This window comes from Haemophilus sp. UMB1048, assembly GCF_030218125.1.
Lineage (GTDB): Bacteria > Pseudomonadota > Gammaproteobacteria > Enterobacterales > Pasteurellaceae > Haemophilus_D.
Window position 1 is genome coordinate 115,823 of record NZ_JASOPB010000005.1, and the last position, 23,956, is coordinate 139,778.

The window sequence follows — 23,956 nt, forward strand, 5'->3', positions numbered from 1 at the left end:
TGGATTTTTCTACCGTTTTTTTATATCTAAAATATTGAAAATATTGACCGCACTTTTTTCTTAAAACCACCTCGTATTTGCGGTATCATAAGCACAGTTTTTTAGTTTAAATTGAAATCCTTATGGCATCACAAAGACAAATCCAATCTCCTGATCAGAAAACTGAACAAGTTAGCATCCCGCCTCATTCCACTGAAGCTGAACAAGCCGTACTTGGCGGCATCATGTTGAGTAATCAACATTGGGACGGTATTGCAGAAAGAGTGATCGCTGAGGATTTTTATACTTTTGCACATAAAGCAATCTTCCAAACCATGGAAGAATTAATGCGTAACCAAACACCGATTGATTTAATCACCCTTGATCAAGCCCTTAAAGCAAAAGGCATTAGCGATTCTGTAGGCGGTTTTGCTTATCTCGCTGATCTTTCTAATAACACGCCAAATGCCATTAATATTTTGGCTTATGCTGAAATCGTGCGTGAAAAAGCGATTTTACGTGAGCTTATTGCAGTGGGAAATCGTATCGCAGAAAACAGCTATTCTCCGAAAGGCAAAGACATCAAAATGGTGTTGGATGAAGCTGAAAGAGAAGTGTTTGCTATCGCTGAAAAACGCAGTTCTTCAACTGAAGGGCCACAAAATGTGATCAGCGTGTTGGAAAGTACTATTGCTCGAATTGATACCTTAAGTAAGCTTGAAAATCATAGCGGTGTGACAGGTGTCACAACGGGCTTTGTTGACTTAGATAAGAAAACAGCAGGTTTACAGCCTTCAGACCTCATCATTGTTGCGGCACGTCCTTCTATGGGTAAAACCACGTTTGCGATGAACCTTTGTGAAAATGCCGCCATGGCAAGTGATAAGCCTGTGTTGGTATTCAGTTTAGAGATGCCTGCGGAACAAATCATGATGCGTATGATTGCCTCTCTTGCTCGCGTGGACCAAACCAAAATTCGTACTGGTCAAAATTTGGATGAAACGGAATGGAGCAAAATTGCCAGCGTGTTTGGGATGTTTAAACAAAAAAATAATCTTTATATTGATGATTCATCAGGTTTAACTCCAACAGAATTGCGCTCTCGAGCACGTCGTGTGTACCGCGAAAACAATGGTTTGAGCATGATTATGGTGGATTACCTTCAGTTAATGCGTGCACCGGCATTCTCAGACAACCGAACCTTAGAGATTGCTGAGATTTCCCGTTCGTTAAAAGCATTAGCGAAAGAATTAGAAGTCCCCGTTGTAGCTCTTTCCCAGCTTAACCGTACGTTGGAACAACGTGCAGATAAACGTCCAGTAAACTCAGACTTGCGTGAATCAGGCTCTATTGAGCAGGATGCTGACTTGATTATGTTCATTTATCGTGACGAAGTGTATAACGATAATTCTGAAGATAAAGGGGTTGCTGAAATCATTATCGGTAAACAACGTAACGGTCCGATTGGTCGTGTACGTTTAGCATTTAACGGTCAATTCTCACGCTTTGATAACCTTGCCGAACAGCGTGAATACAGAGATGATTATTAGGCAAGAGATAACGGATTAGAAAAATGAACGTAAAACCGGCAACAGCGAAAATCAGTTCGCTTGCCCTAAAACATAATTTACAAGTTATTAAAGAAAAAGCACCACACAGCAAAATTATTGCCGTGGTAAAAGCAAACGCATATGGTCACGGTGTGGTATTTGTCTCATCCGCTTTAGAAAGCATGGTGGATTGTTTTGCTGTAGCACGTTTGGAAGAGGCGTTATCTTTACGCTCTAACGGTATTATTAAACCGATCTTATTGCTAGAAGGCTTTTTTGATGAAAAAGATCTGCCTATTATTGCAGTAAATAATATTGAGACGGTGGTACATAACCGCGAACAGCTTGAAGCATTAAAACGAGCCGTGGTACCAAGTCCAATCAAAGTTTGGTTGAAGATTGATACCGGTATGCACCGTTTAGGTGTGTCACTTGATGAAGTGGATTATTTTTATCAAGAGCTGAAAAAACTTCCTCAAATTCAACCGCACTTAGGTTTTGTCAGTCATTTTAGCCGTGCTGATGAGTTAGATTCCGATTATACTCAAGTTCAGCTCGCTCGTTTCCTTCAAGCCACAAAAAATAAAGAGGGAGAGCGAACCATTGCTGCATCAGGTGGAATCCTATTCTGGCCAGAAGCGCATCTAGATTGTATTCGTCCAGGGATTATTATGTATGGTATTTCACCAACAGATACTGTAGGTGCTGAATTTGGTTTAACTCCTGTGATGAATTTAACGTCATCTTTGCTTTCTGTACGTGAGCATAAAAAAGGGGAGCCTGTTGGCTATGGCGGTATTTGGACGAGTCCGAAAGATACTAAAATTGGTGTCGTCGCTATTGGTTACGGTGATGGATATCCGCGTGATGTGCCAGAAGGTACGCCAGTTTATCTAAATGGTCGTATTGTTCCTATTGTTGGTCGTGTCTCAATGGATATGCTAACGGTGGATTTAGGTGCAGATAGCCAAGATAAAGTCGGTGATGAAGTGATTTTATGGGGTAAGGAATTACCAATTGAAACGGTAGCTAAATACAGTGGTATTTTAAGCTATGAATTGATTACAAAATTAACCCCTCGTGTTATAACAGAATATGTCGATTAATTGTTTTTGTAAGAAAGCAAAAATGTAAAGAATTCAATTTTTAAAAGGAAATATTCATGAAAAACATCAACCCAACCAATACACAAGCTTGGAAAGCACTTGAAGCTCATCAATCTCAGCTGGCTAATACCACGATTGCTGATTTGTTCAAACAAGAACAAAATCGTTTTAACGATTATTCTTTAAGTTTTGAAAATCAAATCTTAGTGGATTTTTCAAAAAATAAAATTAACCAAGAAACCCTCAAATTGCTTCGTCAATTAGCCAAAGAGTCTGCATTAGATGAAGCGATTAATGCTATGTTTACAGGCGAGAAAATTAATCGCACAGAAAATCGAGCTGTATTACATACCGCACTTCGTAACCGTTCAAATACACCTGTCTATGTAGATGGTAAGGATGTGATGCCGGAAGTAAATGCTGTATTAGCGAAAATGAGCGCGTTCTGTGATCGTGTGATTTCAGGTGAGTGGAAAGGTTATACCGGAAAAGCAATTACTGATGTGGTGAATATCGGTATCGGTGGTTCGGACTTAGGCCCTTATATGGTGACCGAAGCGCTTCGTCCTTATAAAAACCACTTGAATATGCACTTTGTTTCAAACGTAGATGGTACACATATCGCTGAAACATTGAAAAAAGTAAATCCTGAAACCACACTTTTCTTAGTCGCATCTAAAACCTTTACCACACAAGAAACTATGACCAATGCGAATTCTGCGCGTGATTGGTTATTAGCTGCAGCGAAAGATAACAGCGCAGTGGCAAAACACTTCGCCGCACTTTCAACCAATGGTAAAGCCGTAGCAGAATTTGGAATTGATACAAACAATATGTTTGAGTTCTGGGATTGGGTTGGTGGCCGTTATTCTTTATGGTCTGCAATCGGTCTTTCAATCGCACTTTCAATTGGCTTTGATAATTTTGAAGCACTATTAAGTGGTGCGCATGAAATGGATAAACATTTCCGTACTGCACCATTAGAAAAAAATATCCCAGCGACATTAGCGTTAGTAGGCTTATGGAATACTAACTTCCTTGGTGCACAAACTGAGGCAATTTTACCTTATGACCAATATTTACACCGTTTTGCGGCTTATTTCCAACAAGGCAATATGGAATCAAACGGTAAATATGTCGATCGTAATGGCAATGTTATCCGTGATTATCAAACTGGCCCAATTATTTGGGGGGAACCGGGTACAAATGGTCAGCATGCGTTCTATCAATTGATTCATCAAGGTACGATGTTAATCCCGTGTGACTTTATCGCGCCAGCACAAAGTCATAATCCATTAGGTGACCATCACAGCAAATTGTTATCCAACTTCTTTGCACAAACTGAAGCACTTGCTTTCGGTAAAACCAAAGAAGAAGTTGAAGCAGAGTTTGTGAAAGCCGGTAAATCGTTGGATGAGGTAAAAGACATTGTGCCATTTAAAGTCTTTACCGGTAACAAACCGACCAACTCTATTTTAGTGCAAAAAATGACACCATTTGTTCTTGGTGCATTAATTGCGATGTATGAACACAAAATTTTTGCGCAAGGTGTGATTTTCAATATCTTTAGCTTTGACCAATGGGGCGTGGAATTAGGTAAACAACTAGCGAATCGAATTCTTCCTGAATTGGCAGACAAAGAGAAAGTGACAAGCCATGATAGCTCAACCAATGGATTGATTAATCAATTCAAAGCGTGGCGTTAAGATAATGTAAAGTAAAAGAGCGGTCAAAATTGACTGCTCTTTTTCATTTTCACTAAACCGATTTGACTTTCCACATACAGCCTACGCTGATAAAAATTAGTGCCACAGCGATATAAAAAACAGAGTTGTAATGCCAAATTTCCGCAATAATACCCGCAATAGGTCCTCCGATAATCCAACTGCTTTTTGCTGCATTACTAAATAAGGTGGTGGCAGTGCCCATTTTAGTCGGCATTAAGTCTTGGAAATACACCATGCCAATCGTAGCGGTAATACCGATAAAAATTGCGTTAAGCATTTGTAATCCGATAAGCTGCCAAGTTTGCTCTGCGAATAATAAACTTGAATAGAAGGCGAGGCCTGAAATTAAAGCAATCATCATCAAGCGCTTTTTACTGAAATATTTGGTGAGATAGCCCGCAAAAATCATCACAGGAATTTCCAATCCCGCAGCTGTTCCCATTAATGTTCCCGCCAGTTCTTTGTTTAAATGTAATTCATTAATCACAAATAATGGCATATTAATGAGATACATGCTGTTACAGGTCCAAAGCAATAGATTAGCGATGAACAAGTAAATCACACTTTTTCTTGGTGGCGTATTGTCTAAAACCGCTTGATTTTTAACCGCACTTTGACGAGGAATTTTCGGCAATAATTTGCTGACGCCTGCACATAGTAAAAAGGCAGAACCTGCCACCAAATACATGTAATCAAAGCCCCAGTTTAACGCAATGAAAAAAGAAAGCGGTGGCCCAACAATCCAAGCCAATGAGATTTGAGTTCGCATAATTGTGGTGAACATCACCGCTTCACGATGACTACTTTCAGCATATTCTCGCGCTAAAGCAAAAGATTGCGGATTGGCAGATGAACCTAGTCCTAATAGCGTTGTGCCGATAATAATCAACACATAATAATTTCGGCTATAAGCAAAAATCAGACAGCCAAGCACAGCAATCAAACAGCAAACAATCATCACTTTGCGACGGTCATCTTGCTTATCAGAATATTTTGCGAGAATTTGGCTCAAGATAATGCCAATAATGGCATTGACTGAATAGAACAAGCCCACAAAAAAAGGTGAAACTTGAATCTCTTGAGAGAGATATAAACTCAGGGTCGGTGTTTGAAACGCAGATGCAATTCCCGTTAAAAAGGCAATCAATAGAAAATTGAACGCCACAATATTGGATGGCGTTGCGTTTTGTTGTTGAACAAACATAGTCATTAATTTTAATAAAAGAGCGTAGTTGGAAATAAAAGTGCGGTTAATTTTAACCGCACTTTCATGTTTTATTTTGTTGCGTTAGAACGTTTATCTAATTCAGCTTTGATCTTAGCCATATTTTCTTGCGTGAAGAAATTATCAATATTTTTCCAAACAGAATGATAGCCGTAAGGGCCTTGTTGCATTTCACGTTTGGCTTCATTGAGATCCCAATTTTGATAAATCACACGGTAGCTTGCAACAATTAAGCCAGTTCTGTCAGCGCCATGATAACAATGCACTAAAACCGCACCATTTTTTTGGTGTTGTTTGATTTGCCACAGAATATCAGCCACTTCATCTTGACTGATCGACCAAGTTAGTAATGGGGTATTAATCAAGTTGATCTTAGTATGACCAAATGCTTGTTTATCATCATTACGGTCAAAAAAGCGTAAATTCACAATTGTGTGAATATTCAACTTATTTAATAATGTTTCAGATTGCGGCTCTAATTGCTCACTACGGTAAAATTTATCATCAATCTGATATAAATTTTCTTGTTCGCTGATTAGCGTTGCCCAATGTTCTGTATTTTTTGGCGGTTCACTTGGTGTTGTCGTACAGGCGACCAATGAAAAAGCCGTTAAAGCAAAAAGGACATTTTTGCTCATCTTGTATAAATTGAAATGAGTTTGTTTCATAAAAACCTTTTAAATATATTGAATAGCCGGTAAATAACCGATCATTAAATCTAACGGACGATTGCTGGCTATTGTATTCTCTCTGTTCTCAATGAAAAATCTTGATGTCATGGCTTTTTCACCATGATTCAAGAAAATTTCAATAATCGAGCGATCAAAGAAGATCTCAACAGTCTGCAGATTTTCAATTTCGCAGAAACGTTTTGTATCGAATTTCTCCATTAATTCCGTTTGTTCGCTTTGACTGCGATCTAAGCAGATCAAGCCATTTTCGTAAGATAGATGCAGTGATTGTCCTTTTTCATTTTGGAAGAAGGTTAAGTCAAAGGCTTGGTTATTTACCTCAAATTTAAGATACGCACGATCTAAATTAGCAATATCCGCTTTTCCATTGAGATGAAACGCTGAAAGTGCGGTCAGATTTTCGTCTATTTTAGCAATCGGACGTTGATAAATTTTTGTCCCTTCTAAGCGCAATTCTCTTGGCAAGGTTAAAGCAGAATGCCATTTAAATTTATCTGTCGGATAGGTTAAATCTGGTAAACCAATCCAACCGAAAAGCACAGCATAAGTTTGATTATCTAAGCCACCAAACGTTTGTGGTGCGTAGAAATCAAAGCCTTGATCTAATTCGCCGATATATTCTGCTTCAAAGGTTAAATCCGTTAATTTGCCCACTGCATAAGTTGCATGATAATTATTTTGGAATTGATGAGCTTCTCGATCTTTACCTTGTGGCGACCAAATAAAGACATCTTTATCACCGATCTTCAATAGGTCAGGGCATTCCCACATAAACACGTTTTTATTGTCAAAAGCAGGCAAGGAAAGTTCGCCTAATAAACGAGGCGTATCTTCAAGATTGTCCATTTCAAAAATAATGGCTGTTCCTGTGAGGTTTTCTCGCTGTGCACCACAGATAAAACGGATTTTCCCGTCTTCAGTAAAATACGGTTTAGGATCACGAACATGTTCTGTATAACCTTCAGGCGCATTTTCAATTAACGGACGTTTGCTAAGCAATTTCCCATTAAGATTGAAAATTGCTAAATTTTGATAAGGTACGCGTTGATTATTACTTGGTCGACGAGTATTGCCGGTATAGAACATGGCCAATTTGTCACCAACTTTCAAAGCGCCACCAGAATAACAGCCGTGAGACTCAAAAAGCTCACAAGGAATCAGATCATCTGCTGATTGGTAATGTTGGAAGTCTTTCGTTATTAAATGCTTCCAATGTTTCATCCCGTGAATTGAATCGAATGGAAACCATTGGTAGAACAGATGATACTTTTCACCATCAAAGATCAAACCATTCGGATCATTCATTAAGCCAGTTGGTGGGGCAATATGAAAGTGCGGTCGAAAATCTTTGTCTTTTTGCACGGTTTCAGCAATTTCTGCGAGCTCGCCTTTTTCTGCGGCTAGGATGCTTTTGTATTTGCCATTATTGAAAATAATCATCGTGATCGTGCCTCGTTAATGTGATCGGGTATCAAAGGTGCAATAAATAATTTGCACCTTTAATCCTTAGTTGGCTAGGAACGCTGCTAATTGTGCTTTATTGGGTAGCGCAGACATCGCCCCTTTTGCTGTTGTAGCAAGGGCGCCACAAGCATTGGCTTGACGGATAATTTGCACAAGTACATCATTTTCTTTCCAGTTTGGATGCTGTGAAAGCCCCGCAAGCAGACCACCAACGAAGGCATCACCTGCGCCTGTTGTATCAACCGGTTGTAAGGCTTTTCCGGCAATTACATCTTTTTTACCTTCTAAGTGATAGAGTGCACCATCTTTGCCTAAGGTCACGATAATTAGTTTTTCAGGATAAAGTGCGGTCACCTTTTCAAAGGCTTTTTCAAGGCTATCAGTATTGGTTAAAAGCGTTAATTCTTCTTCAGAGAATTTCAATACATCAGCCAATGCAACGGCTTCCATTACCACGGTTTTCATTTCTTCTAGGCTAGACCAAAGTGATTCACGTAGATTTGGATCAAAAGAGAAGAAACCACCAGCAGCTTTAATACGACGAATTGCTTCAAAGGTGGCTTCGCGAGATGGATTATTAATCAGCGCAATAGAGCAGCAATGTAGCCATTCACCTTGTTGGAAAGGCGGTAAATCGCTTGCTTGTAAGAACTGATCCGCACTTGGGTTTACCATAAAGGTAAAGCTGCGTTCGCCATTATCTAAGCCGACTACAACCGTAGAGGTTCGATGTTGCGGATCTAAAATCATATGTTGTGTATTCACATTTTCCGCATTTAAGGTGTCTTGCATAAATTGGCCAAGGGGATCGTTACCTACGCGACCAATAAAGGCACTCGGGCTGCCTAATCGTGCCACTCCAACAGCCACATTTGCAGGGGCGCCACCGGCACAACGTAAATAATGATTTTCACCGTCAGGAATAAGATCGACAACCGCATCGCCTGTTACCCAGATTTTTTGGCTCATATTATTTTCCTTCTATTGTGGATATCAGTTAAAAAATAACCGCACTTAAAAAGAGCGGTCATTTTCATAGGTGTTTTATGCGATGGTCACGCGTGCAAACTTACGTTTACCGACTTGGTAAACATTCGTGCCTTTTGGTGCATTGGCTTTCATGTCTTCGACTTTTTCGCCATTGATTTTCACACCACCTTGCTTCGCTGAGCGAATCGCTTCAGAAGTAGAAGGAACCAGTCCTGCTTCTTTTAATAAGGTTGCTAAACCAATTTCGCCTTCAAAGGTGAATTCAGGCATTTCATCCGGCATCGCACCTTTTTGGAAACGGTTAATAAATTCTTGTTCAGCCGCCTCTGCCGCTGCTTCATCATGGAAACGTGCAATGATTTCTTTGGCTAGTAAAATCTTCACATCACGTGGGTTTTTACCATTTGCTACTTCTGCTTTTAATTCAGCAATCTCAGTGAGTGGACGGAAAGAAAGTAAGTTGTACCAATCCCACATTAAGTCATCCGAGATCGACATGATTTTACCGAACATATCGCTTGGTGCATCTGTCACGCCGATATAGTTGCCTAATGATTTAGACATTTTCTTCTCACCGTCTAAACCAACAAGTAATGGAAGTGTAATCGCTACCTGTGGTTTCTGACCGGCTGATTTTTGTAACTCGCGACCAACCAGTAAGTTAAATTTTTGGTCTGTACCACCAAGTTCCACGTCAGCTTCTAAAGCAACAGAGTCATGGCCTTGTAATAAAGGATAAATAAATTCGTGAATTGCGATAGGTTGGTTGTTACCAAAACGTTTTTTGAAGTCATCACGTTCTAGCATACGCGCTACGGTGTAGTTACTTGCTAAACGGATCATTCCTTCAGTACCCAATTTACCCAACCATTCAGAGTTGAATACGATTTTTGTTTTTTGAGGGTCTAGAATTTTGTAAATCTGTTCTTTATAGGTTTCCGCATTGCGAAGCACATCTTCGCGGCTAAGCGGTGGACGAGTGGTATTTTTACCAGATGGGTCACCGACCATACCCGTGAAATCACCGATTAAGAAATAGACTTCGTGACCTAATTGTTGGAATTGACGAAGTTTGTTTAATACCACGGTATGCCCTAAGTGAATATCCGGAGCAGTAGGGTCTGCACCAAGTTTAATTTTAAGAGGGCGATTTTCTTTCAGTTTTTCGATTAAATCCGCTTCAGAAAGAATCTCATCAGTACCGCGTTTTAGTTCTGCGAGAACGGTATTAATATCAGTCATTCTATTTCCTAATGTTATTTTAATATTAAAGGCTACATTATAGAGAATATGGCTGAAATGAAAAGATTGAGATGAAAAAAAACGCCTATTTGTGGGGAAATAGGCGTGAAGTTGGAGTGATTATCTGTTTGTTTTTGGAATGGCTAGATGATAACTATTATCAAAAACATTGTCAATAATAAAATGCAAATAATTCTCAATTATTTTTTAATCGATGTAAGGTACGCTTTCTGTGAGAGAAAGTGCGGTCGGAATTCCATCTGAGATTTCAAATTTTCCCGCATAAGCATAAGCTTCAACGCCCTGAGATTTGGCGTCTTTTAAAAGGCGATCATATTCAGGATCTACAAACTCAGCGATTTTAAAACGATCGAAACCATCATGTAATCCAGCAAAGAGGACAACCGCTCGATGTCCTTGTTTTTTCATCGCTAGAAGCTCACGAACATGTTTTTGACCACGAGTAGTCACCGCATCGGGAAACATTCCTAATGTACCTTTTACGAAGGTGATTGATTTCACTTCAACATAACAATCTGGCAATCCTTCACCTTTAAGTAAGAAGTCGATACGGCTATTTTCTTCACCATATTTCACTTCAGGATAAATTTCATCATACATAGCCAGTTCCTTGATTTGTTTATTTTGCAAGGCTTCAAAGACTAGCTGGTTGGATCTGTGCGTGTTAATACAAACAAGTTGGCCATTTTCTAGTTGTGTTAATTCCCAACTATGCGGATATTTGCGCGTTTGGCTATCAGAATGAGAGTACCAAACGGTATCACCCTTTTCACCACAGCCAGTCATTGCGCCAGTGTTTGCACAATGAATCGTGATCACTTCGCCATTTGGTAATTCAATATCAGTCAAAAAACGCTTATAGCGGCGAATTAATTTTGCAGATTGTAGGGTAGGGAGTAGCATGGTTGTTCCTCGTTAAAAGAAAATGCGGTCAAATTTAATGATGAAACTGACCGCACTTTATCTTTATGAATGTTTAGTAAATATTAATGATTATTCAATGGCATATTCAATGGTAACGACTAAGCGTGCTTTTTTCTCAATTGTGCTTGTGTCGTAGCTACCAGTGTAATCGCTAGAGTCATCCGCATCGGGATTTGGCGCTTGAATGTAGAATGGCCCTTGTGAAGCGGATTTTAATACGCCAACTTTTACATTACTGGTTTTCGCAAACTCTTCAGCGCGAACATGTGCATCTTGTGTTGCTTTTGAAATTAATTCACGCTTAATTTGTTCAAGATTTTCTAAGTAATAATTTGGATCACCAAAACTAATATCTTGGTTGTTGGCAACCAATTGGTGAATATTGGTGAGGGCTTTCTGTAACTTCGTCAATTCTTTAGTTGAAATTCGGATTGATCTTGATGCATCAAAGCCATTGTCTCTACTTTTGGTTTCACCTTTTTCATTTTCATAATAGTCAGTATGAGTAGAAACATCTAATTCTGTGATTTCTCGATTTTCATCAGCGAAACCTTGTGCTTTAAGGAAACGAACGGCTTCATTCAAGTTTTTTTGATTCGCTGCCATTGCGTCATTATAAGTCGCGCCCCAACCTGTTACGCGGATAACCCATGTACCTTGTGTTGAGGTGTAGTGACTTTCAGCCAATCCTTTTACTGATATAGAGCCGGTTTGGCGTAAATTTTTAAATTGATTACCTAAGATAAACGCTGATGCCATCAATCCAACTGCAAGAATGATGCCAAAAATAGAGAGATAAGATTTTTTGCTGTTCATATAATGTCCATGATGTGGAGTAAATAGAATGCTCATTATAATGTAATTCAGCTTGTTGAGTAAGTTAATTTATTCACTATAACGCATATAAAAAATAACTTTAAAAGTTGACCGCACTTTTACCTTCCTAAATTTAAAAATTAAAACAAATTCTTGATTTACCATTGACTTTTTGACCTATAGCCCTTACTTTACGGATTGATGTTTCATCAACTTTATTCTTTATAAAATAAGGAGCTTTTATGCAATCTCGCATTGTTGTTAATTCACAGGAAGAATCACTACTTAGCACACATAAAGTGCTACGTAATACCTATTTCTTATTGGGATTAACGATGGCATTTTCGGCAGTTGTTGCTTATATTTCTATGAGCTTAAACTTGCCTTATCCAAATCTTATCGTGTTACTTGTAGGTTTTTACGGTTTACTTTTTGTCACAAACCGTTTAGCAAATAGTGCATGGGGAATCTTGGCTGCATTCGCGTTCACTGGATTTATGGGTTATACCATCGGGCCAATTTTAAACATGTATGTGGCGAGAGGAATGGAAGATTTAATTATGCTTGCATTCGCAGGTACAGCAATCGTCTTCTTTGCTTGTTCAGCTTATGTGCTTACAACGAAGAAAGATATGTCTTTCCTTTCTACCGCGATTTTCTCATTATTTATTGTGTTATTGTTAGGGATTGTGGCAAGCTTCTTCTTCCAAATTCCAGCACTAGCGGTAGGGATCAGTGCATTGTTTGTGGTGTTCTCAACAATGACAATCCTCTATGAAACCAGCAATATTATTCACGGTGGCGAAACAAACTATATTCGTGCAACTGTGAGTATTTATGTGTCAATTTACAACTTGTTCATTAGCTTATTAAGATTACTTTCTATCTTCTCAAGCGATGACTAGTCAGTATTAAATTTAAAGACGCTCCTTATTAGGGGCGTTTTTTTGTTTTGAACTAATTTTCTTAAGATAAGTCTTAGCATACAGGTTCGCTTGTCGAATCTATTAATAACAAAACAGGAGTTTTTATGAAATCTTTAAAATCACTTTTAACATTAACATCACTTGCATTAGCCGTATCTGGTTCTGCATTGGCAACGAATACATCTGTATTACCAACAAAAGAATCAGTCGTAACTAATTCAAAATCAATGGTTGAAAGTACAAAAGCTGACGTGAAAAATGCGGCAAATGATAAGCTTAAATCAATGGCTGATAGTGCGAGTTCAACAAAATCAAATGCATTAGATAAAGTAACTGAAGCTAAAGAAAAAGCAACATCTGCGAAAGATGCAATGAAAGATAAAGCAACTTCTGCAAAAGATGCAGTAAAAGAGAAGGCATCTGCTTTAAAAGAAAAAGCGACTGAGAATAATCAACCATCTATGAAAGACAAAGCCACTGAAAAATTAAATTCAGTGAAAGAGAGTGCGAAAGAAAAAGCGTCTGACGCAAAAACAAAAGCCGCAGATAAAGTAAAAGAAGTGAAAGAAAAAGCGACTTCAACAAAAGAGCCAGCTAAAGAGAAAGTGGCTTCTTCTGCTAAAGTAAATATCAATAAAGCAGATGCAGAAACATTACAAAAACTTTCTGGCATCGGTGAGAAAAAAGCACAAGCGATTATTGATTACCGTAACAAAGTGGGCAAAATCAAAAGTGCTGCCGAGCTTTCAAATATTGATGGTATCGGTGAAGCTACAATTGAAAAAATCACCCCATTCTTAACTTTCTAAGAAAACATAGATAAAACTGACCGCACTTTATGTGCGGTTTTTTTATTGAAGTAGATCACAAAATTGTAACAAAGTGTGATTTGAGGATTATTTCTTTTTTTATCCTATGTATAATGGGCGGACAACATCATGTAATACAAGGGGTAGATATGCAGCATTACAATGCCTTTGATGAATGGTTGGCTTCAACCGCTTTAGGTGGTTCTAATCAATCGTATATTGAGGAATTATACGAACGTTATTTAGAAGACCCATCTTCAGTCGATGAAAGCTGGCGTGCCACATTTGATGCATTGCCGAAAACAACCGCAGTAGAGCAACCACATTCACCAGTCCGTGATTATTTCCGTCGTTTAGCGCGAGAAAATACAACAGAAGCCGTGACGGTTATCGATCCAGAAGCCAGTGCAAAATTAGTCAAAGTCCTCCAATTTATCAACGCTTATCGCTTCCGCGGTCATTTAGAAGCAAAACTAGACCCAATCAATTATTATCGTTGGAAAGTCTCCACCGCACCTGAATTGGATTACCGTTATCACGGTTTTACCGAGCAGGATCTCAATGAAACCTTCAATATTAATCACTACGTCTATCATCGCGATAACATCAAGTTAGGTGATTTAGCTGAAATGCTGAAAGAGACCTATTGTGGTTCGATTGGTCTTGAGTTTATGCATGTTCAAGATATGGAGCAAAAAAGTTGGCTACAAAGCAAATTAGAAAGCCAATTAAATAAACCGCTCTTTACCAAAGAAGAAAAAATTAATTTATTAAGTGAATTGACCGCTGCAGATGGCTTAGAACGCTATCTCGGTGCAAAATTCCCGGGTGCAAAACGTTTCTCTTTAGAGGGAAGTGATGCCTTTATTCCATTGATGAAAGAAATTATTCGTCATGCAAGCAAACAAGGTGTACAAGATGTCATGTTTGGTATGGCACACCGTGGTCGTTTAAATATGTTAGTAAACGTGCTCGGTAAGAAACCAGAAGATCTTTTCGACGAGTTTGCGGGTAAACATTCAGGCGAGCGTACAGGTGATGTGAAATACCACCAAGGTTTCTCTTCTGACTTCGCAGTCGGTGAGCGTCGCGTACATTTAACCCTTGCATTTAACCCGTCGCATTTAGAAATTGTTAGTCCAGTGGTTATTGGTGCGGTACGTTCTCGTCAAACGAAAAAGAACGATACAGAGCGTAATCAAGTATTAGCGGTTACTGTTCATGGGGATTCCGCGGTAGCGGGACAAGGTGTTGTACAAGAAACCTTGAATATGTCTAATGCTCGTGGTTATACCGTTGGTGGCACAATCCGTATTGTGATCAATAACCAAATTGGTTTTACCACCTCTAACCCAAATGACACCCGTTCAACAGAATATTGTACTGATATCGCGAAAATGATTCAGGCACCGATTATTCATGTGAATGGTGATGATCCTGAAGCAGTGGCTTTTGCGGCGAGAATGGCGGTGGAATATCGTAATTTATTCAAACGCGATATTTTCATTGATCTGATTTCTTATCGTCGTCATGGTCATAATGAGGCTGATGAACCATTAGCCACTCAACCAATGATGTATAGCATCATTAAAAAACATCCAACGCCACGTAAAGTCTATGCAGATCGTTTAATTGCTGAAGGGGTAATCACCGAAGAAGAAGCCATTGAAATGATGAATCTCTATCGTGATGCTTTAGATAACGGCGATCGTGTAGTGAAAGAATGGCGAGAAATGGATATTGCCCAAATGGACTGGTTGCAATATCTCAACTATGACTGGACATCCCCTTACGAAAGCAAATTCCCACAAGAACGTTTCCAAACTTTAGCGGAGCGTGTTAGTCAATATCCAGAAACCTTACGTGCCCATCCTCGTGTCGAAAAAATCTATGCTGACCGCCGTGAAATGGCAAAAGGCGAGAAATTGTTCGATTGGGGTATGGCGGAAACTATGGCATACGCAACCCTATTAGATGAAGGCGCTAATGTCCGTTTATCGGGTGAAGATGCGGGGCGCGGTACGTTCTTCCATCGCCATGCAGTTGTGCATAACCAAAATGACGGGACAGGCTATGTGCCATTAACACATTTACATGCCAACCAAGGTCGTTTTGAGGTGTGGGATTCAGTATTATCCGAAGAAGCCGTATTGGCTTTTGAATATGGTTATGCGACAACAGATCCAAAAACATTAACCATTTGGGAAGCACAGTTTGGTGACTTCGCAAACGGTGCACAAATCGTGATTGACCAATTTATCAGTTCTGGTGAACAAAAATGGGGGAGAATGTGTGGCTTGGTGATGTTATTACCACACGGTTATGAAGGCCAAGGCCCAGAGCACTCATCCGCTCGTTTAGAACGTTATTTACAACTTTGTGCAGAACAGAATATGCAAGTGTGTATTCCATCTACACCAGCACAGGTTTACCACATGTTACGTCGTCAATCGATCCGTAAAATGCGTCGTCCATTAATTGGTATTTCACCAAAATCTTTATTACGTCATCCACTTGCCGTGTCAAGTTTAGATGAATTAGTAAATGGCACATTCCAAACAGTCATTGGTGAAATTGATAACATCGATCCGAAACAAGTTAAACGAGTCGTCCTATGCTCAGGTAAAGTGTATTACGATCTCTTGGAACAACGTCGTGCGAATAACCAAACCGATGTGGCGATTATTCGTATTGAGCAGCTTTATCCGTATCCACATGAAGATGTGAAGAAAGCATTAGAGCCTTATGCTCATGTGACGGATTATGTATGGTGTCAAGAAGAGCCATTAAACCAAGGCGCTTGGTATTGTAGTAAGCATAACTTTGACAGCTCGCTTCCAGAGCATGTGAAGTTAAAATATGCAGGTCGTCCTGCCTCTGCTTCACCAGCGGTAGGTTATATGTCTTTACACACCAAACAGCAAAAACAATTGGTAGAAGACGCGTTGACACTGTAAAAGTGCGGTCGAAATTTCAGTAATTTTTAAAGAAAGAATAATTTAAAGGAAAATAAAATGATAATCGAAATTCTTGTTCCAGATTTACCGGAATCCGTTGCGGATGCAACTGTTGCAACATGGCATAAAAAAGTTGGTGAAACGGTAAAACGTGACGAAGTATTAGTAGAAATTGAAACAGATAAAGTGGTACTTGAAGTACCAGCCTTAAGCGATGGCGTAGTGACTGAAATTCTTCAAGAAGAAGGTGCAACCGTAGTAAGTAAACAGCTTTTAGGTAAACTTTCTACTCAACAGGCTGGCGATATTTCATCTGAAACAGTGAAAGACAATGAACCAACTCCTGCGGATCGTCAAAGAGCAGCCATTGAAAATAGTCACAATAATTCAGCTGATCAAGGTCCAGCTATTCGTCGTTTATTAGCTGAACACGATTTAGATGCAGAGAAAATTCAAGGCTCTGGTGTGGGAGGCCGTATTACCCGTGAAGATATTGCGCGTGAAGTGGCAAAACGTGATGCTCAAAAAGCAAAACAAGATGTGGCAACAGAGCAGAATACCATTAGCACCGTGGCATATAGCTCTCGTTCAGAAAAACGCGTACCAATGACCCGTTTACGTAAACGTATTGCGGAACGTTTATTGGAAGCGAAAAATACCACCGCAATGCTCACTACATTCAATGAAGTGGATATGCAGCCGATTATGAAATTACGTAAAACATACGGCGAGAAATTTGAGAAACAGCATGGTGTACGTTTAGGCTTTATGTCTTTCTACATCAAGGCTGTAGTTGAAGCGTTAAAACGTTATCCAGAAGTGAATGCCTCAATTGACGGTGATGACATTGTGTATCACAACTATTTTGATATTAGCATTGCCGTTTCAACGCCGCGTGGTTTGGTAACACCTGTATTACGCAACTGCGATAAACTCAGCATGGCGGATATTGAGAAACAAATTAAGGCACTAGCAGAAAAAGGCCGTGATGGTAAATTAACCGTTGAAGATTTAACAGGCGGTAACTTCACCATTACTAATGGCGGTGTATTTGGTTCTTTAATGTCCACACCAATTATCAATCCTCCGCAAAGTGCGATTTTAGGCATGCACGCCATCAAAGAGCGTCCGGTTGCGGTAGATGGTCAAGTGGTGATTCGTCCGATGATGTATTTGGCATTATCTTACGACCACCGCTTAATTGATGGTCGTGAATCAGTTGGTTTCTTAGTGGCGATTAAAGACTTATTAGAAGATCCAACTCGTTTATTATTAGAAATTTAAGCACACAGGCTTTTCTCTTTTGAGGGGAAAAGCCTTTTTTACATTGATGTGAATAAAAGGGCGGGAACAATGCCCGCCTTTTTATAATTAAAATCCAACCTTTATTTAGCTATTTTACGTACTAAGATTGCTAAGATAAAGGTAATGATGATAACAGGGAAAGTCAGACCTAAATCGGTTTCCCAACCTTTTGCCATAAGGAAACGATAGAGTACGAAGCCGACAAACCAAACGCCGAGTCCAACACTATCAACTGATTTTTTAACATCATGCTGTTTGAGCACAAAGAAATCAGCGATAAGCACAGCGATCATTGGCGCGAATACTGAACCAATAAAGAACAAGAAATGTTCGTATTCTGTCACTGGTAAGATTGAGGCTAATATAATGCCCACAATCACGGTAAGTACGGAGATTGGCGTGACTTTTAATTGAGGGAAAATATTGTTTAAACTCATGCCGGTGGAATAGGCGGGAAGTGCAGTGTTAATCATGGTAGAGGCGATGACAATTAATACACCAATAACACTTACACCAGCAAGAGAAAGAATTTGTGAGATTTCAGATTTACCGGTTACTAATGCTGCACCTAAGCCGAGAGCATACATCCAGCAGCTGGTCGCGGTATAAGTCAGCGTTGAAAGTGCGGTCGTTTTAAATGGTGTTTCGCTGTTCTTCGTGTGGTCAGATACTACTGGTAACCAAGAAAGTGGCATGACGGCGGCAATTTCTACAGCAGTACCAAATTTAATATTTTGTGCAACGTCCATGGCAATAAATGGCTTATTAGCTACTTGAATACTTAGCCACAGCATCAGTAAAAACATGGTGACAAGTGAGAGGCTTTTGAAGATACCTAATTTAGTGAAGCCGAGTAGTAGCCAAAGTATGATGAGTATGCCTAAGCCAAGTGTAAGGAATGGAAAGATGGAAGCATCAGCTGTTTGATTTAAGATAGAAATGACTTCAGCCCCCATATAAATCATGACAGCAGTCCATCCCATCAGTTGCATGGCATTGAGTAAAGAGAAAAGGGCAGAACCTTTTTCACCAAATGATATTTGTACCGTTTGCATGGCACTTTTTTGGGTTTTTGCACCGATGTAACCTGCACAGAAAAACATCGAACCACCAATAAAGTGCCCAACGACGATGGCAATTAAACCTTGTTGCCACCCTAGAGGAGCAAACCAAGTACCAGTGAGAATTTCTGCCATTGAAATAGCAGCAGTAAACCAAATGAGCGCAATCGCAAGATTGCTTGATTTTTTTGTTTGCATGTTGTTATCCTTAACATGGATTGTGGTTATTCTGGCTCAGTATATAACTCAATATGTAAAGAGCAAGCCCAGAATTTAAAATAAAACAAAGTGCGGTCAAATTTTTGTTTGTTTCACTAAACAACATCAAAATAGGAAGGAAATATGAATTTACATGAGTACCAAGCCAAGCAGCTTTTTAAGCAATATGATCTGCCTGTGAGTGAAGGTGTCGTATGTCAAACAGCAGACGAAGCTGAAATGGCGCTCTTTCAGCTGAATGGCGATGTTTGGATAGCGAAATGTCAAGTTCACGCAGGTGGACGTGGAAAAGCTGGTGGTGTGAAACTTGTACATAATACCGAAGAAGCGCGTGCTTTTGCGGATAAATGGCTTGGACAGCATTTAGTGACCTTCCAAACCGATAAAAAAGGCCAACCCGTTAATAGCATTTATATTGAAGAAACCTGCCAGATTGATAAAGAACTCTACTTAGGCGCAGTGATTGATCGTGCTTCACAGAAAGTCGTTTTTATGGCGTCTTCAGCTGGTGGCATGAATATTGAAGATGTGGCAAGAGAAACGCCTGAACTAATCCATAAAGTCGCCATTGATCCTTTGGTTGGTGGTATGCCATATCAAGGTCGTGAATTAGCCTTTAAACTAGGTTTAAGTGGCGAGCAAAATAAACAATTTGCTGCTATTTTTGTGAAATTATCGCAGCTTTTTATCGAAAAAGATTTTTCTTTAGTTGAAGTGAATCCACTCGTGGTGACGAAAGAAGGTCACTTAATTTGTCTCGATGCGAAAGTAGGCATTGATGATAACTCACTTTATCGTCATCCTGATTTGCTAGCCTTACGCGATTTAAGTCAAAGTGATTCTCGTGAAGCAGAAGCTGAAAAATATCAGCTTAACTATGTCGCCTTGGAAGGTGATATCGGCTGTATGGTTAATGGCGCCGGACTAGCCATGGGAACCATGGATATCGTGAAATTATATGGCGGTAATCCCGCAAACTTCCTTGATGTTGGTGGTGGTGCAACGAAAGAGCGTGTAGCTGAAGCCTTCAAAATTATTCTCACGGATAAAAATGTGAAATCTGTTTTAGTGAATATTTTTGGTGGAATCGTACGTTGCGATCTTATTGCTGAAGGGGTCGTTGCGGCGATTCAAGAAATCGGTGTAAAAGTGCCTGTTGTGGTTCGATTAGAAGGAACCAATGCTCCACAAGGCAGAGCAATTTTAGCAGAAAGTGGTGTAAATTTAATTGCAGCGCATACATTACAGGAAGCTGCACAAGCGGCAGTGAAAGCAGCAAAAGGAGAATAATCATGGCGATTTTAATTAATAAAGAGACAAAAGTAATTTGCCAAGGTTTCACCGGTGCGCAAGGGACATTTCACTGCGAGCAAGCATTGGCTTATGGCACAAAGTTAGTTGGTGGGATTTCACCGAATAAAGGCGGAACTACTCACTTAGGTTTACCAGTATTTAATACAGTACGTGAAGCAGTAAAAGCGACAGGCGCTACGGCAACCATGATTTATGTACCAGCGCCATTTTGTAAAGATGCAATTTTTGAAGCCATTGATGCGGGTATTCAATTAGTGGTCTGTATTACAGAGGGCATCCCAACATTGGATATGTTGTTGGTAAAACAAAAATTAAATGAAACGGGTGTGGTGATGATTGGGCCGAATTGCCCAGGCGTGATTACACCAGATGAATGCAAGATTGGGATTATGCCGGGCAATATCCATAAAAAAGGCAGAGTAGGGATTGTTTCTCGTTCAGGTACTTTAACCTATGAGGCGGTACAACAGACAACAGATGAAGGTTTTGGTCAATCTACTTGCGTAGGGATCGGCGGCGATCCTATCCCAGGATCCAACTTCATTGATATTCTAAAACGTTTCCAAGAAGATCCTGAAACTGAAGCTATCGTGATGATTGGTGAGATTGGTGGCTCAGCAGAAGAAGAGGCTGCTGCGTTTATTAAATCTCATGTGACAAAACCGGTAGTGGCTTATATCGCTGGCGTGACGGCACCAAAAGGCAAGCGTATGGGACACGCTGGAGCGATTATCAGTGGTGGAAAAGGGACGGCAGAAGATAAAATTGCAGCACTTGAAGCTGCAGGTGTGAAGACAGTGAGAAGTCTTGCTGAAATCGGTTCAGCCCTCCGTGAATTATTGAAATAAAATAATTAAAAAATGGACCGCACTTTGGATTTGTTTTCAAAGTGTGGTCGTTTTTATAACAAATTCTTATAACCTGCCTCTAAATCGGTGTATAATCTCGTCAGTTTTTTTAAGGACAAAATTATGAGCCAATTTTTCTATATCCACCCTGAAAATCCGCAAGCGCGTTTGATTAATCAAGCGGTAGAAATTTTGCGTCAAGGTGGCGTCATTGTGTATCCGACAGATTCGGGCTATGCCTTGGGTTGTATGATAGGCGATAAACACGCGATGGATCGTATTGTGGCGATTCGTAAATTGCCAGAAGGGCATAATTTTACGTTGGTATGTAGCGATTTATCCGAGCTTTCAACCTATGCAACGGTCAGTAACGTGGCTTATCGCTTAATTAAAAACAATACACCGGGACGTTATACCTTTATTTTGACGGCAACGAAAGAGCTTCCTCGTCGATTAATGACGTCAAAACGCAAAACCATTGGCTTGCGTGTACCGGATAATCAAATAGCCTTAGATTTATTGAAGGTATTAGGTGAACCGATTCTATCTTGCTCACTGATGTTGCCTGATAATGAACATATGACTTATTCCGATCCAGAAGAGATTCGTGAATGTTTAGAACGCCAAGTGGATTTAATTATTCATGGTGGTTATTTAGGTCAAGAGCCAACAACGGTGGTAGATTTAACGGAAGAATCGCCAGTCATTTTACGTGAAGGAAGTGGTAGTACCGCTCCTTTCATTTAACTTATTTTAGACGCTTGGGAAAGCGACAAAGGAAAACAGATGAAACCTATTCAAAAAACAGTCAGACAAGAATGTGAAAAACAAGCGGGAAAGCAACCGCACTTTGAGCGTAAAGAACGTAAAAGTGCGGTCAATTCTGACATCAAATCAAGCCCTAAAGCTAAGGTAGCTAAGCCCTCTCGTCAATCTACCGTAGAAGGTGAAAAATTACAGAAAGTGCTTGCGCGTGCAGGGCAAGGCTCTCGTCGTGAAATTGAAGCGATGATTGCTGAAAACCGTGTGAGTGTCGATGGCAAAATGGCGACTCTTGGCGATCGTATTGATGTACATTCTGGTGTAAAAGTGCGTATTGATGGTCGAATCATCAACCTTCAACAAGCACAAAAAGAAGTATGCCGTGTATTAATGTATTACAAACCAGAAGGCGAACTTTGTACCCGCAGCGATCCTGAAGGTCGTGCAACTGTATTTGATCGTTTACCACGCTTAAATGGCGCAAGATGGATTGCAGTCGGTCGTTTAGATATTAATACTTCGGGCTTATTACTTTTCACAACTGATGGTGAATTAGCTAACCGTTTAATGCACCCAAGCCGTGAAGTTGAACGTGAATATTCCGTGCGTGTATTTGGTCAAGTAGACGATGCCATGTTAGCGCGTTTACGTAAAGGTGTGCAGTTGGAAGATGGTCCAGCCAATTTCAAAGAAATCAAATTTGCGGGCGGTGTTGGGATTAACCAATGGTACGACGTGACTCTAATGGAAGGTCGTAATCGTGAAGTGCGTCGTCTATGGGAATCACAAGGTATTCAGGTGAGTCGCTTAATTCGCATTCGTTACGGCAACATTAAGCTAATGAAAGGCTTACCGCGTGGTGGCTGGGAAGAAATGGATCTGGAAAACGTCAACTATCTACGTGAGTTAGTGGGCTTACCACCAGAAACTGAAACCAAATTAGACGTAACAAAACCTCGCCGTCGACCAAAATCAGGTCAAATTCGTAAAGCAGTAAAACGTTATACTGAATTAAGTAAACGCTATAAAAAATAGGTGGTATTCGCGATGAAAATGCAGCAACTCCGCTACATTGTTGAGATTGTAAACCAAAATTTAAACGTGACAGAAGCGGCCAACGCACTTTATACCTCTCAACCCGGTATTAGTAAACAAGTTCGTTTGTTAGAAGATGAATTGGGTTTAGAGATTTTTGAACGTAATGGTAAACACATTAAATCTATTACACCAGCGGGTAAAAAGATTGTAGCTATTGCCCGTGAGCTTTTGGTGAAAGCACAAAGCATTAAATCGGTTGCCAATGAATATACCTGTCCGAATCATGGCGTGTTACGCATTGCGACAACCAATACACAAGCGCGTTATATGCTGCCAGGTGTGGTGGAACGTTTCTCTAAACAATATCCGGATGTGAGCTTGCATATTCATCAAGGTTCACCGACTCAAATTCACGATGCGTTGATTTCTGGCGAAGTAGATTTAGCGATTACGACAGAAGCGCCGTATCTTTTCGATGATTTAATCCAACTGCCTTGCTATTTATGGAATCGTTCGGTGATTGTTAAACCTGATCATCCTTTAGCAAAAGTGAAAGAGCTTACCGTTGAAGAATTAGGTAAATATCCGTTAGTCACTTATACCTTCGGTTTTACCGGTGTGTCTGATTTGGATTATGCGTTTAACCGCGCGGGGATTCTGCCGAATATTGTGTTTACTGCAACGGATGCTGATGTGATTAAAACTTATGTGCGTTTAGGATTAGGTGTAGGTATCATGGCATCTATGGCGCATACACCAGCCGATACGGATTTAGTGGCGATTGATGCAGGGCATTTGTTCCGTGCAAGTATGACGCAAATTGCGTTTAAACACAGCACTTTTTTACGCAACTATATGTATGATTTTATCGAATTTTTCTCACCGCACTTAACGCGTCCAATGGTTGAAAAAGCCGAGAGATTGCGTGATAACAATGCCGTGAAGAAATTGTTTGATAATGTCGAATTAGATGTGAAGTAA

The 23,956-nt window shown here is 39.9% G+C and carries 20 protein-coding genes; 12 read left to right on the forward strand and 8 right to left on the reverse strand.

What is annotated here, in order from left to right:
• Positions 1–122 precede the first annotated feature (122 nt).
• The 3 genes from QP437_RS06005 to pgi are packed head-to-tail and all read left to right on the forward strand — an operon-like array spanning position 123 to position 4,341.
• On the forward strand, positions 123–1,529 hold the full coding sequence (locus QP437_RS06005) for a replicative DNA helicase (protein ID WP_065244803.1): 1,407 nt from the start codon (positions 123–125) through the stop codon (positions 1,527–1,529).
• Between the two features lie 23 nt (positions 1,530–1,552).
• The gene (gene alr / locus QP437_RS06010) at positions 1,553–2,635 is read left to right on the forward strand and encodes an alanine racemase (protein WP_285267276.1); all 1,083 of its coding nucleotides are present in this window, start codon (positions 1,553–1,555) and stop codon (positions 2,633–2,635) included.
• A 56-nt stretch (positions 2,636–2,691) separates the two neighbouring features.
• Entirely contained in the window at positions 2,692–4,341 is a 1,650-nt protein-coding gene (gene pgi, locus QP437_RS06015; protein ID WP_285267277.1) for a glucose-6-phosphate isomerase, read from the forward strand.
• A 52-nt stretch (positions 4,342–4,393) separates the two neighbouring features.
• On the opposite strand, the gene QP437_RS06020 is transcribed toward pgi, so the two are convergent.
• From QP437_RS06020 to QP437_RS06050, 7 genes are all read right to left on the reverse strand, one after another.
• Entirely contained in the window at positions 4,394–5,566 is a 1,173-nt protein-coding gene (locus tag QP437_RS06020) for an MFS transporter (RefSeq protein ID WP_155512099.1), read from the reverse strand.
• Positions 5,567–5,637: 71 nt separating this feature from the next.
• Complete coding sequence (locus tag QP437_RS06025) at positions 5,638–6,255, reverse strand: dual specificity protein phosphatase family protein (protein WP_285267278.1); 618 nt, start codon at positions 6,253–6,255, stop codon at positions 5,638–5,640.
• Positions 6,256–6,264: 9 nt separating this feature from the next.
• On the reverse strand, positions 6,265–7,719 hold the full coding sequence (locus QP437_RS06030) for a glycoside hydrolase family 32 protein (RefSeq protein WP_285267279.1): 1,455 nt from the start codon (positions 7,717–7,719) through the stop codon (positions 6,265–6,267).
• Between the two features lie 66 nt (positions 7,720–7,785).
• Positions 7,786–8,712, reverse strand: coding sequence for an aminoimidazole riboside kinase (locus QP437_RS06035; RefSeq protein ID WP_128787361.1), 927 nt, complete (start codon positions 8,710–8,712; stop codon positions 7,786–7,788).
• 75 nt (positions 8,713–8,787) lie between these two features.
• The gene (gene tyrS / locus QP437_RS06040; protein WP_197541968.1) at positions 8,788–9,975 is read right to left on the reverse strand and encodes a tyrosine--tRNA ligase; all 1,188 of its coding nucleotides are present in this window, start codon (positions 9,973–9,975) and stop codon (positions 8,788–8,790) included.
• 207 nt (positions 9,976–10,182) lie between these two features.
• A complete protein-coding gene (gene sfsA / locus QP437_RS06045) occupies positions 10,183–10,899 on the reverse strand; it encodes a DNA/RNA nuclease SfsA (RefSeq protein ID WP_285267280.1) in 717 nt (238 codons plus the stop codon).
• Between the two features lie 90 nt (positions 10,900–10,989).
• Positions 10,990–11,736 (reverse strand): SIMPL domain-containing protein, encoded by a 747-nt coding sequence (locus tag QP437_RS06050; protein WP_285267281.1) that lies wholly within the window; start codon positions 11,734–11,736, stop codon positions 10,990–10,992.
• 242 nt (positions 11,737–11,978) lie between these two features.
• Here QP437_RS06050 and QP437_RS06055 point away from each other — a divergent pair, with 242 nt between their 5' ends.
• The 4 genes from QP437_RS06055 (at position 11,979) to odhB (ending at position 17,712) form a co-directional block, all read left to right on the forward strand.
• Positions 11,979–12,641 (forward strand): Bax inhibitor-1/YccA family protein, encoded by a 663-nt coding sequence (locus QP437_RS06055; protein ID WP_005699490.1) that lies wholly within the window; start codon positions 11,979–11,981, stop codon positions 12,639–12,641.
• 125 nt (positions 12,642–12,766) lie between these two features.
• Positions 12,767–13,471: a ComEA family DNA-binding protein gene (locus tag QP437_RS06060; protein WP_285267282.1), complete on the forward strand. Its 705-nt coding sequence runs from the start codon at positions 12,767–12,769 to the stop codon at positions 13,469–13,471.
• A gap of 149 nt (positions 13,472–13,620) precedes the next feature.
• Positions 13,621–16,428 (forward strand): 2-oxoglutarate dehydrogenase E1 component, encoded by a 2,808-nt coding sequence (gene sucA, locus QP437_RS06065; RefSeq protein ID WP_285267283.1) that lies wholly within the window; start codon positions 13,621–13,623, stop codon positions 16,426–16,428.
• 57 nt (positions 16,429–16,485) lie between these two features.
• A complete protein-coding gene (gene odhB / locus QP437_RS06070) occupies positions 16,486–17,712 on the forward strand; it encodes a 2-oxoglutarate dehydrogenase complex dihydrolipoyllysine-residue succinyltransferase (protein WP_285267284.1) in 1,227 nt (408 codons plus the stop codon).
• 101 nt (positions 17,713–17,813) lie between these two features.
• Here odhB and cytX read toward each other — a convergent pair whose 3' ends face one another.
• On the reverse strand, positions 17,814–18,992 hold the full coding sequence (gene cytX, locus QP437_RS06075) for a putative hydroxymethylpyrimidine transporter CytX (RefSeq protein ID WP_285267285.1): 1,179 nt from the start codon (positions 18,990–18,992) through the stop codon (positions 17,814–17,816).
• 144 nt (positions 18,993–19,136) lie between these two features.
• On the opposite strand from cytX, the gene sucC reads away from it, so the two are divergent.
• From sucC to cysB, 5 genes are all read left to right on the forward strand, one after another.
• A complete protein-coding gene (gene sucC / locus QP437_RS06080) occupies positions 19,137–20,303 on the forward strand; it encodes an ADP-forming succinate--CoA ligase subunit beta (protein ID WP_111316014.1) in 1,167 nt (388 codons plus the stop codon).
• Between the two features lie 2 nt (positions 20,304–20,305).
• Positions 20,306–21,175: a succinate--CoA ligase subunit alpha gene (gene sucD / locus QP437_RS06085; RefSeq protein ID WP_054419373.1), complete on the forward strand. Its 870-nt coding sequence runs from the start codon at positions 20,306–20,308 to the stop codon at positions 21,173–21,175.
• Between the two features lie 123 nt (positions 21,176–21,298).
• Positions 21,299–21,922 (forward strand): L-threonylcarbamoyladenylate synthase, encoded by a 624-nt coding sequence (locus QP437_RS06090; protein WP_049380919.1) that lies wholly within the window; start codon positions 21,299–21,301, stop codon positions 21,920–21,922.
• Between the two features lie 39 nt (positions 21,923–21,961).
• Entirely contained in the window at positions 21,962–22,972 is a 1,011-nt protein-coding gene (gene rluB / locus QP437_RS06095; RefSeq protein ID WP_285267286.1) for a 23S rRNA pseudouridine(2605) synthase RluB, read from the forward strand.
• 12 nt (positions 22,973–22,984) lie between these two features.
• Positions 22,985–23,956, forward strand: a complete 972-nt coding sequence (cysB, locus tag QP437_RS06100; RefSeq protein ID WP_054419379.1) for an HTH-type transcriptional regulator CysB — start codon at positions 22,985–22,987, stop codon at positions 23,954–23,956.